The sequence below is a fragment of the Aestuariibaculum sediminum genome, from assembly GCF_014596945.1.
Classification (GTDB): Bacteria; Bacteroidota; Bacteroidia; order Flavobacteriales; family Flavobacteriaceae; genus Aestuariibaculum; species Aestuariibaculum sediminum.
In genome coordinates this window covers 1046473-1062557 of sequence record NZ_JACVXB010000001.1, presented here as the reverse complement: position 1 = coordinate 1062557, position 16085 = coordinate 1046473, and the positions used below count along the sequence as shown (strand labels likewise).

Genomic DNA, 16085 nt, shown 5'->3' with positions numbered 1-16085 from the left:
ACGTCGTAAAACTATGTTAAAAAATATTAACCCCCATAAAAAAAGGGGGTACAACTAAAACTTTTATAGATATTATAATTTTATCCCATTTTTTTTGAGGGTACTCATTTATTTTTTTGATTTTTTTAATAATTAACAACACGGCAGATTGAATTATCATCAATTTTTAACCTGTTTTTGTGTGTTTAATTCGATTAATCAAATTTTTCTTTAAAATAATTTCAGTAATCTCAATTAAACACTAATAAAAGTGCTTTGAGTATTTATTAAAAAATTTCATATTTATTGATATATAATTATTTTTAACTTCACTTCTCTCCTAATATCGAAATAATGAAATGCCCATTATTTTAATTTAAAATCTATACATATATTCGCTTATTAACTCACTATTCAAAACCAAAATATTTGTTGATTATGCTGAAGAAACAAGGAATGTATTTACCCGAGTTTGAACACGAAAATTGTGGGGCTGGTTTTATTTGTAACCTGAAAGGTGAAAAAACAAATCAAATCATCCACGATGCTTTAGAAATTCTTGTAAAACTAGAACATAGAGGAGGCGTTAGTGCCGATGGAAAAACTGGTGATGGTGCCGGTTTGTTAATTGATATTCCACACGATTATTTTAAACGTGTGTGCGACTTTAATTTACCAGAACAAAGAGAATATGCCGTTGGTATGGTTTTTTTACCAAAAAACACCAATCAATATAAATTTTGTAAAGACATATTTGAAAAAGAAATTAAAGCTCAAGGTCTTACTATTTTAGGATGGAGAAAAGTACCTGTAGATTCATCTCAACTTGGAGAAATTGCCTTAGCTTCAGAACCTAATATAGAGCAACTTTTCATTGGTAAATCGGAAGAAATTACCGAAGACACATTTAAAGCTAAATTATTTGCCGCTCGAAAAATAACAGAGCATACTGTAAGAACGTCGAAAATATCTGAAAGTAGCTATTTTTACGTACCTAGTTTATCTACAACAACCTTGATTTACAAAGGCATTATTATGCCTGAGGATATTGGTCCTTACTACACCGATTTACAACAAATCGATTTAGTAACCCGCCTTGCTTTAGTACACCAGCGTTTCTCAACCAACACGATGCCTACATGGGAACTGGCACAACCATTCCGTTTTATGTGTCAGAATGGAGAGATAAATACCCTTCGCGGAAACGTAAGTAGAATGCGTGTTCGTGAAGAAATTATGAAAAGTGATGTATTCGGGCCACAAATCGATAAATTATTCCCGATAATCTTACCAGGAAAATCCGATTCAGCATCAATGGATATGGTCGTTGAATTATTAACGCACACCGGAAGATCTTTACCAGAAATCATGATGATGATGATTCCTGAAGCCTGGGAAAAACATAAAACCATGTCGCCGGAACGCAAAGCGTTCTACGAATATAACGCATGTATTATGGAGCCGTGGGATGGACCAGCCTCTGTACCGTTTACCGATGGTGATTACATTGGAGCACTTCTAGATCGTAACGGATTAAGACCATCGAGATACACAGTTACAAAAAGCGGCAAATTAATCATGTCATCGGAAGTAGGCGTTGTAGATATCGAACCAGACGACATTAAAGAGCACGGACGTTTAGAGCCAGGAAAAATGTTCTTGGTTGATATGAATGAAGGGCGCATTGTAAGTGATGAAGAAATTAAAAATAAAATTGTTTCAGAACGTCCTTACCAAGAATGGCTGGATAAAACCAGACTACATTTAAGAGATGTACCATATACCAACGAAACCTGTCCGATAGAGACCATAGACATTAAAACGAGACAACGTTTATTTAATTACACGTTCGAAGACATACAAGAGGTTATTACCCCAATGGCCGTAGCTGGTAAAGAAGCTTTAGGTTCGATGGGAATCGACACGCCATTAGCCGTGTTATCAGACCGACCTCAACTTATTTCAAATTATTTTAAACAATTATTCGCGCAGGTTACCAACCCACCATTAGATGGTATTCGCGAAGAAATTGTAACCGATATTGCCCTAAACTTAGGGAAAGACCGTAATATTTTCAGTATTACCGAAAGACAATGTCGCAAATTACGCATTCAAAACCCTGTAATTTCTAATGCTGATTTAGAGAAAATAAGAACCATTTCGGTTGAAGGATTTAAAGCAGAAACTATTCATATCCTATACCCAAAAAAGGAAGGACTTAATGGTTTAGAAAATGCTTTAGAAGACATTATTATTCAAATCACTAAAGCCTTAGATCGCGGTACAAATATCATTATTTTATCAGACCGTGGTGTAAATAAAGATTTTGCTCCTATTCCTGCATTATTAGCTTGTTCCTATGTTAACCATCAAATGAACCGTTTACGTAAGCGTTCGTATTTCGATATTATAATCGAATCTGCAGAACCACGTGAACCGCATCATTTTGCTACCTTATTTGGTTATGGCGCTAGTGCAATTAACCCATATATGGTTAACGAAATTATTAGAATGCAAGTTAAGGAAGGATTTATTGAAGGCATGAACGAAGATAAAGCCGTCGAGAACTTCAATAAAGCTATTGGGAAAGGTCTTTTAAAGATTATGAATAAAATTGGAATCTCAACATTACATTCTTACCGAGGTTCTCAAATTTTTGAAATAGTAGGCTTTAACTCGCAATTCGTTGAAAAATACTTCCCATACACTGCTTCAAGAATTGAAGGTATCGGACTTTACGAAATTGAAAAAGAAATCAACGAGCGTTATAAGCAAGCTTATCCTGATAACTCTATCGATAAAAAATTAAGCTTAAATATTGGAGGAGACTACCGCTGGAGACGTAACGGAGAACGCCATATGTTTAATCCAACAACAGTTGCTAAATTACAGCAAGCCGTTCGTTTAAGCGACCAAAAAAGCTACGATGTTTATTCGAAAGCTATAAACGAACAGGCCGAAAACTTAATGACCATTCGCGGTTTATTCGAGTTTGATAATTTAGACCCTATTCCAATTGAGGAAGTAGAGCCATGGACAGACATCGTTAAACGTTTTAAAACGGGAGCCATGTCGTATGGATCCATTTCCAGAGAAGCACATGAAAACTTAGCCATTGCCATGAATCGTATTGGAGGTAAATCCAATTCTGGTGAAGGAGGAGAAGATAGAAAACGTTTCCACCCGGATGTTAATGGCGATAGTCGTAACTCAGCCATTAAACAGGTGGCCTCTGGTCGATTTGGGGTTACATCGCACTATTTAACTAATGCCAAGGAGATTCAAATTAAAATGGCCCAGGGTGCTAAACCGGGTGAAGGTGGACAATTACCTGGTGAAAAAGTATTACCATGGATTGCCGCTGCACGTAATTCAACACCATTTGTTGGGTTAATTTCACCACCACCGCATCATGATATTTATTCGATCGAAGATTTAGCACAGCTTATTTTCGACTTAAAAAATGCAAATCGTGAGGCTCGTATTAATGTGAAATTAGTATCCGAAGTAGGTGTAGGAACTATTGCTGCTGGTGTGGCAAAAGCTAAAGCCGATGTTGTATTAATATCTGGCTACGATGGTGGAACCGGAGCCTCACCTTTAACCTCTCTAAAACATGCTGGTTTACCTTGGGAATTAGGTTTAGCCGAAGCACAACAAACTTTAGTGCTTAACAACTTACGTAGCCGTATTGTTGTTGAATGTGATGGCCAGTTAAAAACTGGACGCGATGTCGCTATCGCTGCCTTATTAGGTGCTGAAGAATTTGGTTTTGCAACGGCACCACTGGTAGCTTCAGGATGTATAATGATGCGTAAGTGTCACTTAAATACTTGTCCTGTTGGTATAGCTACTCAAGACAAAGAATTACGTAAAAACTTTAAAGGCACACCGGAGCATGTTATTAATTTCTTCTACTATGTAGCTGAAGAGTTAAGAGCAATTATGGCTCAATTAGGTTTTAGAACACTTGCCGAAATGGTAGGTCAAACGCATAAAATTAATGCCAATAAAGCCATTTCACATTATAAAGCAAAAGGTTTAGATTTATCTGCTATTCTGCACAGACCGGAAGCATACAGCAAAATGACGGTTAGAAATACAGAAAAACAAGACCACAACCTAGATGAAGTTTTAGATTTCACTATATTAAAAGACTCTCACAGAGCACTATATAGAAAAGAAAAAATGGATTTAGCTTACCCAATTCACAATACCGATCGTACGGTGGGTGCTATTGTAAGTAACGAAATCTCTAAAATATATGGACATTTAGGTCTTCCGGAAGATACATTAAATATTAGCTTTAAAGGATCTGCTGGACAAAGTTTCGGAGCCTTTGGTGCTCATGGTTTAACTTTTAAATTAGAAGGAAACACCAACGATTATTTAGGCAAAGGATTGTCTGGAGCTAAATTAATCGTGCAAAAACCAGCGAAAGCCGACTTTATTGCCGAAAACAACATTATAGTTGGTAATGTTTGTTTATTTGGGGCAATTGAAGGCGAAGCCTATATCAATGGTATTGCAGGAGAACGTTTCGCAGTAAGAAACTCTGGCGCTAGAGCCGTTGTTGAAGGTGTTGGCGATCACTGTTGCGAATATATGACCGGAGGTCGGGTAGTTGTTTTAGGAAAAACAGGAAGAAACTTTGCTGCAGGTATGAGTGGTGGTATTGCCTACGTATACGATCCTGAAAATAAATTCGTTAACGGATTATGTAACACTGAAACGATTGAATTTGAAACATTGACAACAGAAGATCAATCCGATTTAAAAGCAATGATTCAAAAACATGTAGCTTACACCGATAGTAACAAAGGGAAAATATTACTGGAAGACTGGGATAACAGTTTAGCTAACTTTGTAAAAGTAATGCCTACGGAATACAAACGTGCACTTAAACGTTTAGAGACTGAAGAACAAATGGTAGAAGAATTAGAAATAGCATAATTGTCATGGGAAAAGTAACAGGATTTAAAGAATTTGAGAGACAAGATGAAAACTACACGCCTGTAAAAGACCGTGTACAACATTATAAAGAATTTACAGTACCTTTAAGTGAAGCCGAAATTACTAAGCAGGGATCGCGCTGTATGGATTGCGGTATACCGTTTTGCCATAGCGGCTGCCCACTTGGGAACCTAATTCCGGATTTTAACCATATGGTGCATCAGGGTGAATGGCAAAAAGCTTCATGGCTATTGCATTCCACAAATAATTTTCCTGAATTCACAGGCCGATTATGTCCTGCACCTTGCGAAAAATCATGTGTATTAGGAATTATTGAAGACCCGGTTTCCATCGAAAATATTGAAAAAAATATTGTAGAACGTGCCTTTCAGGAAGGCTGGATTAAACCACAACCTCCTAAAACAAGAACAGGAAAAACGATTGCCGTTGTAGGATCAGGTCCAGCAGGTTTAGCTGCTGCTCAGCAATTAAATAGAGCTGGTCATACCGTAACCGTTTTTGAACGCGATGATGAAGTTGGAGGTTTATTGCGTTATGGTATTCCAAACTTTAAATTGGAAAAAGAAATAATTGATCGTCGAATAGCTATTTTAAAAGCCGAAGGTATCAACTTTGAAACTAACGTAAATGTAGGAGTTAACTACGACGTTAAAAACTTAAAAGATTTTGATGCTGTTGTGCTTTGTGGAGGTGCTACCCAAAGACGTAGTTTACCAACACCAGGTATTGAAGCTGATGGTGTTGTACAAGCTATGGACTTTTTAACCCAGCAAACCAAAGTATTATTTGGTAAAGAGGTTAAAGACCAGGTTATGGCTACCGATAAACACGTTATCGTTATTGGTGGTGGCGATACAGGTTCAGACTGTATTGGTACATCTAATCGTCACGGTGCTAAATCGGTTGTAAACTTCGAGATTATGCCAAAACCACCGGGACACCGTTCGCCAACAACACCTTGGCCTTTCTGGCCATTACAGTTAAAAACATCATCTTCTCATGAAGAAGGTGTGGAAAGAAACTGGTTAATTAACACCAAAGAATTCGTTACAGATGAGCATGGTAAATTAACGGCTTTAAAAACAGTAAATGTTGAATGGAAAATGGTTCCAGGTGAACGCCCGCAGTTAATAGAAATTCCGGGAACTGAAAAAACCTGGCCTTGTGATTTAGCATTGTTAGCTCTAGGTTTTACAGGACCTGAAGCAACCATAGCAGAGCAATTAGGTATTGAAACCGATGCCCGGTCTAATTATAAAGCTGAATACGGAAAATATCAAACTAATATTCCAAATGTATTTACAGCAGGCGATATGCGACGCGGACAATCATTAATCGTTTGGGCAATTTCTGAAGGTAGAGAAGCCGCTAGACAAGTTGACTTATATTTAATGGGTAAATCAGATTTACCAAGTAAAGATATGAGCGGCGATTTGGTTGCGCTTTAATAATTAGCAACATACTATACTAAGAAATCCCCATGCACTTCGGTTCATGGGGATTTTCAATTAAATGATTTTTAATTTTTAACATATACATTTTAAATATTCTTAAAAATCAAAGCTTTTTTACGCATTTTTCCGATTATTATACTCAAATAGTCGTGTATAATATTATATTTGTTATAGACCAAACTGTTTTAAATGATTAAAAGAGCAATTGCAATTTTCTTTACCACCTTGTTTCTGGCGTTAATTACAGCGCCATCGGTTATTATTGTTTTAGATGATTCAATTGACACTTCTGTATTTTATTCTATGACTGAAGAAGAAGAAAATGGAAAATCCAAAAGTTTAGATTCTCCTTTTTCCTTACAAACACATGATGCTCTGACCAATTTTTCAATTTCAGACCTTCAATTTTTTTCCTATCGATTTAAAACATATTCAAAACCTCATTTAAATTTAGTTTTTCCGCCTCCGGAAAAGTCCATATCTTAATTCTATTTTTAAGGCTAATTTTATAGCCATCTATTTACTTTTAATAATTATAATTGTTCAGCTTAATTGTTGAATTAAAAATCTATTTTTTTGATATGTTTAAAACTTTAAGAAACGATTTACCCGCAAGTATCGTCGTATTTTTTGTTGCACTACCCCTTTGTTTAGGTATTGCCTTAGCCAGTGGAGCGCCATTATTTTCAGGATTAATCGCCGGTATAGTTGGCGGTATTGTGGTTGGAAGTTTAAGTGGGTCGAAAATTGGCGTAAGTGGCCCAGCAGCCGGTTTAGCGGCCATTGTATTAACCTCTATTGGTGCACTTGGAGGGTATCAAAACTTTTTAGTAGCTGTAGTCATTGCCGGAATTATTCAAATTGTTTTTGGTGTTTTAAAAGCGGGAGTCATTGGTTACTATTTCCCTTCATCGGTAATTAAAGGCATGCTTACAGGAATTGGTATTATTATAATTTTAAAACAAATACCTCACTTTTTTGGTTACGATGCAGAGCCTGAGGGTGCTGATAGTTTTTTTGAAACTTCAGGAGAAAATACATTTTCAGCTATTATACACATAGTAGATAACATTCAGGTTGGATCAATGATCATTGGATTAATTGGTTTAGGTATTATCCTGTTGTGGGATAAAGTTTTATCGAAAAAAGCAAAATTCTTTCAGGTTATTCAAGGGCCTTTAGTTGCAGTAGTTTTGGGTATAATTTATGTTGTAATCACAGCAAACTCTGGCAGTTTGGCAATATTAAACCAACACCTTGTAAGTGTACCTGTTCCAGAGGACACCACATCTTTCTTAAATCAATTTAGTTTTCCAAACTTTTCTGTAATAACAAATACTGAAGTTTGGGTAGTTGCCTTTACCATGGCATTAGTAGCAAGTTTAGAAACACTATTGTGTGTTGAAGCAACAGACAAATTAGACCCAGATAAAAACGTTACACCAACCAATCGTGAATTACTGGCTCAGGGTACAGGAAATATTATTTCCGGTTTAATTGGTGGACTACCTATTACTCAGGTTATTGTAAGAAGTTCAGCCAATATTCAATCTGGAGGAAAATCAAAATTATCAGCAATTATTCATGGTTTCTTTCTATTAATTTCAGTGATATTAATTCCGCGGTTATTAAACTTAATTCCTCTATCTGTATTAGCAGCAATTTTATTAGTTGTTGGTTACAAATTAGCTAAACCACAACTTTTTAAAACGATGTACAAATTAGGTTGGAAACAATGGTTGCCATTTATCACTACCGTATTAGGTATTATTTTTACAGATTTATTAATAGGTATTAGCTTAGGATTATTAGTTGGTATTGTTGTGGTGCTTTTAAAAAGCTACCAAAACTCACATTTCCTTCATATTGAAGACAAAAGCAATGGGAAGCATAAAATAAAAATGACCCTTGCCGAAGAGGTAACCTTCTTCAATAAAGGTGCTATTTTAAAAGAATTAGATAACCTTCCAAGAGACACCTATTTAGAAATAAACCTTATCAAAACAAGATACCTTGATAATGATATTATAGAAATTTTAGAAGATTTTTTATATAAAGCAGAAGAAAGGAATATCGATATTAAGCTAGTTTCAAAACGAGGGGTAGTTGAAAACCCAGCTAGTTTTATTCATTTCTTTAACGAAAGACCGAAATCGGACATAAGTTTAAGTTAAACATTATGGAGCGTTCTAAGCCAAAAATATTAGTGCTTTCAGAGCTTAACGATTCTGTTAACACTACTTTAAAAAGTGCCATTAGCTTAGCTAATATGACACAAGGCTCGCTCAGTCTCTTTTGTGTAAAAAAACCAACAGATGTTGTCACAAAAGAAAATCAATTGTCAGCTATTCGAGAAATTAATAAAGAATATACAACAGCCAATAATACAATAAAAAAATTATTAAAAACACTAACAGAGACATTTCATATTCCAATAGATTTTAGTTTTTCGGTAGGAGCATTAAAACAGGAAATAAAAAATTATCTAAAAGCTCATAATCCCGATATTATAGTTATTGGAAAACGTAAATCGAAACTATTAAATTTAACAGGTGATAAGGTTACTGAATTTATTTTAAAACAACACCAAGGTCCAATTTTAGTGGTTGATACACAAACACCTATGTTACCCAATGAACCTATAATTTTAGGTTTTTTCAACCGAAATGAAGATAGAAAACGTAACCTTACTGAATTGGTGTTACAAAACCATAGTGAGAAACCTATTAAATCCTTTAAAATAGTTAACAAATTCGATAAATTAAGTGAATCTGTTAATTCAGATGTCGTTGAATTTATTTTCGAGCAAAGCGACGATTCACTTAATACACTTTCTAATTATTTATTAAAAAGCAATGTAACTCTCTTAATGATAAATAGAAATGAAAACAACGTGAACGGAAAATCCGCCAGTCATCAAGATATTTCGGAACTAGCCAATAAACTGAATGTTTCGTTATTCATTTCTTGAATCAATCGTTATACGTTTATTGAGCATCGGTATTTAAAAAAATATTAATAATAAAAAAACATCATAATGAAAGCACATACTAAAGAAACCCAAGCCACAATGACCCCAGAAAAGTCATTGCAATTCCTCAAGGAAGGCAACAAGAGGTTTCAAAACAATTTAAAGGCTAATCGTAACTTATTAGAACAGGTTAACGATACAAGTGACGGACAATTTCCATTTGCAACCATTTTAAGTTGTATTGACTCAAGAGTCTCAGCAGAATTGGTTTTCGATCAAGGTTTGGGCGATATTTTCAGTGTTCGCATTGCAGGAAACTTTGTTAATGAGGATATTTTAGGAAGTATGGAATTTGCCTGTAAACTGGCAGGTACCAAACTTATCGTAGTACTGGGTCACACCAGTTGTGGCGCAGTAAAAGGAGCCTGTGACGATGCCAAACTAGGAAACTTAACAGGTATGTTAGCTAAAATTAAACCAGCTGTAGAAAGTGTAACAGAACCTTCAGACGCAAGTTTAAGAAATTCTAAAAATGTAGAATTTGTAGATCACGTATCGCAGAAAAATGTTGAATTGACCATAAATCGTATTCGAAAAGAAAGTCCTGTTTTAAAGGAAATGGAAGACAATGGTGATATCAAAATTGTAGGCGCTATGTACGATATTAACGATGGTTCGGTAACCTTTTACGAGTAAAATATAATTTATTAAAACTTAGTATGAAAAAGAAAACGAGCATGGTAGTGTTAGCATTTATGCTAACACTACCTTTTTTTATACAAGCCCAAGACAGTAACTTTGGCAACTGGCTAATTTATATTGGAAACAAAAAAATAAATTCTAAATGGGACCTTCACCACGAGGTACAATACCGTAATTATAATGCTATTGGTGACTTAGAACAATTGTTACTTCGAACTGGATTAGGTTACACCTTTAACGAAGGTAAAAACAACGTTTTACTGGGCTACGGCTACATCCTTTCGGAAAATTATACAGGAGGAAATACTAATGACAAAATAAACATCAATGAGCATCGCATATTTCAACAATTCATTTCCAAGCAAAACATAGGCCGCGTGGCCTTAAGCCATCGTTATCGTTTTGAACAGCGCTTTGTTGAAAGTGATTTTAAAATGCGTTTTCGTTATTTTTTAGGTCTTAATGTTCCTTTTACCAAAACCGGAAAGTGTTATTTTTCAACTTATAACGAAATATTTTTAAATACTAAAAGTTCCATCTTTGACCGAAACCGATTATATGGTGGACTAGGTTATAAACTAAGTAAAAACATCAAACTTGAAGCTGGATATATGAATCAGTTTTTTGAAACTTCGGGACGTGATCAATTTAATATTTTAGCCTTTGTAAACTTTTAAAAAACACTGTTTTACGTATTTTTACTAAAGCCATTATTCCGTATAATGGCTTTTTTAATTGAATAATATCAAGTAACTTTAGTAAAAACAACCAGCTAAACATGAAAAAACTCCTTTCAAATATTAAAGGTGATGCCTTTGGAGGTATTACTGCCGGCATTGTAGCATTACCGCTCGCATTGGCATTTGGAGTTTCTTCTGGTTTAGGCCCTAGTGCCGGACTTTATGGTGCTATTTTCTTGAGTTTTTTCGCCGCTTTATTTGGAGGGACCAATACACAAATTTCGGGTCCCACAGCCCCTATGACAGCAGTAAGTATGGTTATTATTGCTGGAATTATAGCCGTTAATGACGGCGATGTAAACAAGGCGCTTCCCGCAATATTAACTGTTTTTCTTCTTTCTGGTTTCATGCAAATTGTTTTGGGTATATTGGGATTAGGTCGCTATATAAAATATATCCCTTACCCTGTAGTTTCAGGTTTTATGACTGCTATTGGCGTTATCATTTTAGTGACTCAAATACTGCCTTCAATAGGATATTATCCTAAGGAAGACCAAAACTATGTAAACCAGTTTAAACCTCAAGCTGAAGAATTAATATTAGAAAATATTTTAAAAGAAGAAGCTGGCGAGGGGATTTTAGTTCTTGAGGATTTTAAAGAAACCATAACTCGTGCGCAACATATCACCGAAGCCGAAATTTTGAAGGAATCGAAAACTTTAGCAAAAAATGAAGCTTCAGGAGTACTCGGCACCTTAAAAATATTACCCAGAGCATTAAGTCACATCAATTGGCTAGAACTTTCGCTTTCTATTATAACGATCATTATTATTTACGGCTTCAAAAAAATAACTACTAAAATACCCAGTACATTAGTAGCTTTGGTTGTTGTTTCGGGAGCTGCTTTAGCTTTGGGGTTAAATTACAGACCTATTGAAGAAATACCGAGTGGCTTACCACAAATTAACCTGGACATATTTACAGAATTTAGCTTAAAAAACATAACGCCCTATATTTTTACTGCCTTAACCCTTTCGCTATTAGGTGCCATAGATTCTTTACTTACCAGTGTGGTAGCCGATAATATGACCAAAACAAAACATCAACCAAACAAAGAACTTATTGGCCAAGGTATTGGCAACAGTATAGCCGCTCTTTTCGGCGGAATTCCTGGTGCTGGTGCAACTATTAGAACGGTAGTAAATATCAATTCAGGTGGAAAAACAAAATTATCAGGCATGATTGCAGGGCTTATGCTGTTTATAATTTTAATTGGCCTGGGGCCCATTGCTTCAAAAATTCCTGCTGCAGTGCTTGCTGGTATTTTAATTACAGTTGGTATTGGTGTTATGGATTATAAAGGACTCAAAGCCATTCCTAGCTTACCTAAGGACATTAAAATAGGCCCTTTAAAATTTAGTGCTGAAGTAATGGTGATGCTTACGGTTTTATTACTGTCATCATTTTGGAATTTAGTATACGCCGTAGGCATTGGACTTGTTATAGCTTCATTAATGTTTATGAAAAAAATTGGCGACTTAACCGGAGAACGCTCTGAAGTTATTCCTTTAAAACAAGAACCCGCTTGGAAAGACGAGGCAAACTTCCCGGAGAAACTAAAAGCCGATGTATTTATTAAGCATGTTAAAGGCCCTTTATTTTTCGGCTCAACCAGTAATTTTCAAAATGTTGCTAATCAAATTCCATCCACGGCCTCTAAAGTTATTATCAGATTAGATCGTATGCAATACATAGACCAATCTGGACTTTATGCCATGGAAGACGTATTACAGGATTTAAGCAAAAATAATATCACGGTTTACTTTGTAGATTTATTACCACAGCCTAAATATATGATGGAACGTATTGATATTATTCCAGATTTAATTCCGTTTGAACATATTTTCGAAACTTTCGATGACTGTATACAAGCTATAAAAGCGGGAGGATAAACTCAATATTAAACTTTAAACTCTTTGTGATATACTCCTATATTTAAGGTTTTAACTCAAAAATTTCAATTTATTTTTTTAATACTCCATCAACATAATTTTTTGTTTCAGTTAAATTTCCGTTTTCATCATAATAATTTACAGTGCCATTTCCATGAGATAAAGTACCCTTATCCAGTCTATTACCTTTATTGTCCACACATACTATGATATTCATAAATTTACCATCTTTCCATATTCTTATTTGATAAATCCTATTATTTCGATGATAAATTTTCCATTCACCAGTTGGTTTATTATTAATATATTTTCCTACTTGCCACAATTCCCCACTTTTCCTATATACTTTCGATTCGGCTATACCTTTTTCATTAGAATAGTCTTTAATAGCTAATAAATTCCCATTGTCGTAAAATTCTTTATGAATCCCGACTTCTATACCATTTTTATAGGCTCCAATTTGTTTTAATTGGCCTTTACGATTAAATGCTTTCCAAATTCCTGTTTTCTTTCCTTTATCAAAGGCCATAATATGTCTTAATTCCCCTGTATCGAAATATACTTTTACTTCTCCAATTCGTTTTCCATTATCGTAAACTACAGCAAACTCTAATTGGCCATTGTCATGATATTTTTTCCAGGTTCCAATTCTTTCTCCGTTCTCAAATTCACCAATCTCATTTAGTTTTCCGTTTTCATAAAAGGATTGATACTCTCTTGTTAGAATTCCTCCAACATAATTCTCAGTACATTTTAATTGGCCATTTTCATGATAATGTTTCCAAACACCTGATGGTTTTCCATTGACACATGTACCTATTTGTTTTAATTGTCCGTTTTCATAATACGATTTCCATGCTCCAGTAGCTTCATTGTTCTGGTAGGCTCCTATTTTTGCCAATTGTCCATTTTCGTAAAATGATTTAAATGCTCCACTATATCTTCCATTGATATAATTTCTGGTTTCTCTTAATTCCCCATTTTCAAAATACGAATTCCATCTTCCTATTTTTAGTCCGTTTTCAAATTTGCCACTATTACTCAATTTTCCATTCATATGAAAATATTTCCAGTCTCCAGTAGCTTCATCATTGTGGTAGGCTCCAATTTTTGCCAATTGTCCATTTTCATAGTGGTATTTCCAAGCTCCTGTTAAGACTCCCTGATTATAAGTTCTGGTAAATTTTAATGTCCCAGTTTTGCGATATGTTTTCCAAACCCCAATTTTTTGTCCGCTTTCAAATTTGCCCATTTCACTCAATTTTCCATTTTCATGATAATATCGCCATTCGCCAGTAGCTTCACCATTCTCGTATGCGCCTATTTCTTTTAAGGTTTTATCAGGATAATATGCTTTATGTTCTTGTGCATATGTGAGACTGCATATCAATATTATCGCAAACACGAATAGCAATTTATTCTTCATTTGTTTTAGATTAGGATGGTTTTAGATTATTGAATTCTATTTATCGACATGATCATTTTCACATGTGTAACTCATTAACAAAAAAGGGATGACACACGATTGCTGTTAGATAAACCATGGGATTATAGTAAGTTTCAGATTATTAATATTATGAAATTCCGAAATTAATTCGAAACAACGCATCACTAGCATTTAATAGGCTTTACGGACAATTAAAAAATGTTAAATATAGAAAATTAACCTACAGAAAATATTGATTTATCCGTAATTGTTAATAACCAAATATCAAAAAAAAAGCGTGCCAGATAGCACGCTTTTTTTACCAATTTAAAATCAATAATTTATTGGTTTTTCATAAATTCTTCACATTTATCAACCATATTCTTGCTTCCACAAATAAATGGAACACGCTCATGCAATTCGGTGGGTTCAATATCTAAAATACGGTTAAAACCATCGCTAGCCTTACCGTTGGCCTGTTCTGCTAAAAATGCCATAGGATTGCACTCATATAATAAACGTAATTTTCCCTTAGGGTTTTTAGAACTTTGTGGGTACATATAAATCCCGCCCTTTATCATATTTCGATGAAAATCAGAAACTAAAGAACCAATATATCTAGAAGTATACGGTCGGTCCCCTTCATCCATCTGACAATATTTTATATAATCCTTTATACCTTGAGGAAACTGTATATAGTTCCCCTCGTTTACCGAATAAATATTACCATCTTCAGGAAACATCATATCGGGATGCGACAAATAAAAAGAACCTATTGCAGGGTTTAAAGTAAACCCATTAACGCCATCTCCCGTTGTATAAACTAACATGGTAGACGTTCCGTAGACAATATATCCGGCTGCGACTTGCTTGCTTCCTTTTTGTAAAAAATCATCAATGGTTACTGGCGATCCAACTGGTGTTACACGTCGGTAAATTGAAAATATCGTTCCAACAGAAACATTCACATCAATATTCGACGAGCCATCTAAAGGATCTATTAACACGACATATTTATTACCGTGATTTTCGTCGATGCTGTTTATCGTTATAAAATCGTCCTCTTCTTCACTTGCAATACCACAAACGATATTTCGTTTGGTTAGCGTTTGAATAAATTTATCGTTGGCGTAAACATCTAATTTTTGCTGATCTTCGCCTTGAATGTTTGTATCTCCTGCAGCACCTATAATATCAACCAATCCAGCTTTATTAACTTCATGATTTACTATTTTTGCCGCTAAACGTAATGAATTAAGTAAACTAGACAACTCACCGGAAGAATATTTAAATGAAGCTTGATTTTCAATAATAAATTCTCCCAGAGTTTGTTTTTTATGAGCCATAGAATGAAGGTTTGTTTTATACAAATATCTATTATTTTTTACTTAACTACAACGATTTCGTAAGATAAAGCCCCATTGATTATTTAAGTTTAAACTATCTTTGAAATAATTATTAAATATTATGAATTTTACAATTAGAAAAGCTAAAAAAGAAGATATGTCAAGGGTGTTGGAACTAATAAATCAGCTTGCTGTATTTGAGAAAGAACCTGACGCTGTAGAAGTTACACTAAAAGATTTAGAAAACGACGGATTTAAAGATAATCCAGCTTTTATATGCCTGGTTGCCGAAGTAGAAGGCTTAGTACAAGGCACAGCTATCATGTTTCATCGCTATTCTACCTGGAAAGGTAAAATATTACACCTTGAAGACCTAGTTGTTGATGAATCCATGCGTGGTTTTGGCATAGGAACAGCATTACTCGACGAAGTCGTGAAACTAGGTCATAGCCTTGGTGTAAGAAGAATTAACTGGGAAGTATTAGACTGGAATACTCCAGCAATCAACCTTTACGAAAAGAAAGGCGCACAGGTTTTACGCGATTGGAATGTTGTCCATTTAGGAGAACAAGGCATAAAAGATTATATATCTAGTTTGTAA

At 34.8% G+C, this 16085-nt stretch carries 11 protein-coding genes; 9 read left to right on the top strand and 2 right to left on the bottom strand.

All coding sequences use genetic code 11. The features are described from left to right. Window positions 1-417: 417 nt before the first annotated feature. From gltB to ICJ83_RS04850, 8 genes are all read left to right on the top strand, one after another. Window positions 418-4932 carry a glutamate synthase large subunit gene (gene gltB, locus ICJ83_RS04885; RefSeq protein ID WP_223154589.1) on the top strand — a complete coding sequence of 1505 codons (4515 nt, stop codon included), beginning with the start codon at window positions 418-420 and terminating at the stop codon, window positions 4930-4932. Window positions 4933-4937: 5 nt separating this feature from the next. Further along, complete coding sequence (locus tag ICJ83_RS04880; RefSeq protein WP_188229220.1) at window positions 4938-6401, top strand: glutamate synthase subunit beta; 1464 nt, start codon at window positions 4938-4940, stop codon at window positions 6399-6401. Window positions 6402-6596: 195 nt separating this feature from the next. Further along, a complete protein-coding gene (locus ICJ83_RS04875; RefSeq protein WP_188229219.1) occupies window positions 6597-6893 on the top strand; it encodes a hypothetical protein in 297 nt (98 codons plus the stop codon). Between the two features lie 95 nt (window positions 6894-6988). Then, entirely contained in the window at window positions 6989-8581 is a 1593-nt protein-coding gene (locus ICJ83_RS04870; protein ID WP_188229218.1) for a SulP family inorganic anion transporter, read from the top strand. 5 nt (window positions 8582-8586) lie between these two features. Further along, window positions 8587-9378: a universal stress protein gene (locus tag ICJ83_RS04865; RefSeq protein WP_188229217.1), complete on the top strand. Its 792-nt coding sequence runs from the start codon at window positions 8587-8589 to the stop codon at window positions 9376-9378. Between the two features lie 66 nt (window positions 9379-9444). Next, window positions 9445-10074 carry a carbonic anhydrase family protein gene (locus ICJ83_RS04860; RefSeq protein ID WP_188229216.1) on the top strand — a complete coding sequence of 210 codons (630 nt, stop codon included), beginning with the start codon at window positions 9445-9447 and terminating at the stop codon, window positions 10072-10074. 23 nt (window positions 10075-10097) lie between these two features. Then, window positions 10098-10757, top strand: coding sequence for a DUF2490 domain-containing protein (locus ICJ83_RS04855; protein ID WP_188229215.1), 660 nt, complete (start codon window positions 10098-10100; stop codon window positions 10755-10757). A 101-nt stretch (window positions 10758-10858) separates the two neighbouring features. Continuing rightward, window positions 10859-12712: a SulP family inorganic anion transporter gene (locus ICJ83_RS04850; RefSeq protein WP_188229214.1), complete on the top strand. Its 1854-nt coding sequence runs from the start codon at window positions 10859-10861 to the stop codon at window positions 12710-12712. 70 nt (window positions 12713-12782) lie between these two features. Here ICJ83_RS04850 and ICJ83_RS04845 read toward each other — a convergent pair whose 3' ends face one another. Beyond that, window positions 12783-14138: a toxin-antitoxin system YwqK family antitoxin gene (locus ICJ83_RS04845; RefSeq protein WP_188229213.1), complete on the bottom strand. Its 1356-nt coding sequence runs from the start codon at window positions 14136-14138 to the stop codon at window positions 12783-12785. A gap of 341 nt (window positions 14139-14479) precedes the next feature. Further along, a complete protein-coding gene (fbp, locus tag ICJ83_RS04840) occupies window positions 14480-15484 on the bottom strand; it encodes a class 1 fructose-bisphosphatase (protein ID WP_188229212.1) in 1005 nt (334 codons plus the stop codon). Between the two features lie 121 nt (window positions 15485-15605). On the opposite strand from fbp, the gene ICJ83_RS04835 reads away from it, so the two are divergent. Next, window positions 15606-16085 (top strand): GNAT family N-acetyltransferase, encoded by a 480-nt coding sequence (locus ICJ83_RS04835; RefSeq protein WP_188229211.1) that lies wholly within the window; start codon window positions 15606-15608, stop codon window positions 16083-16085.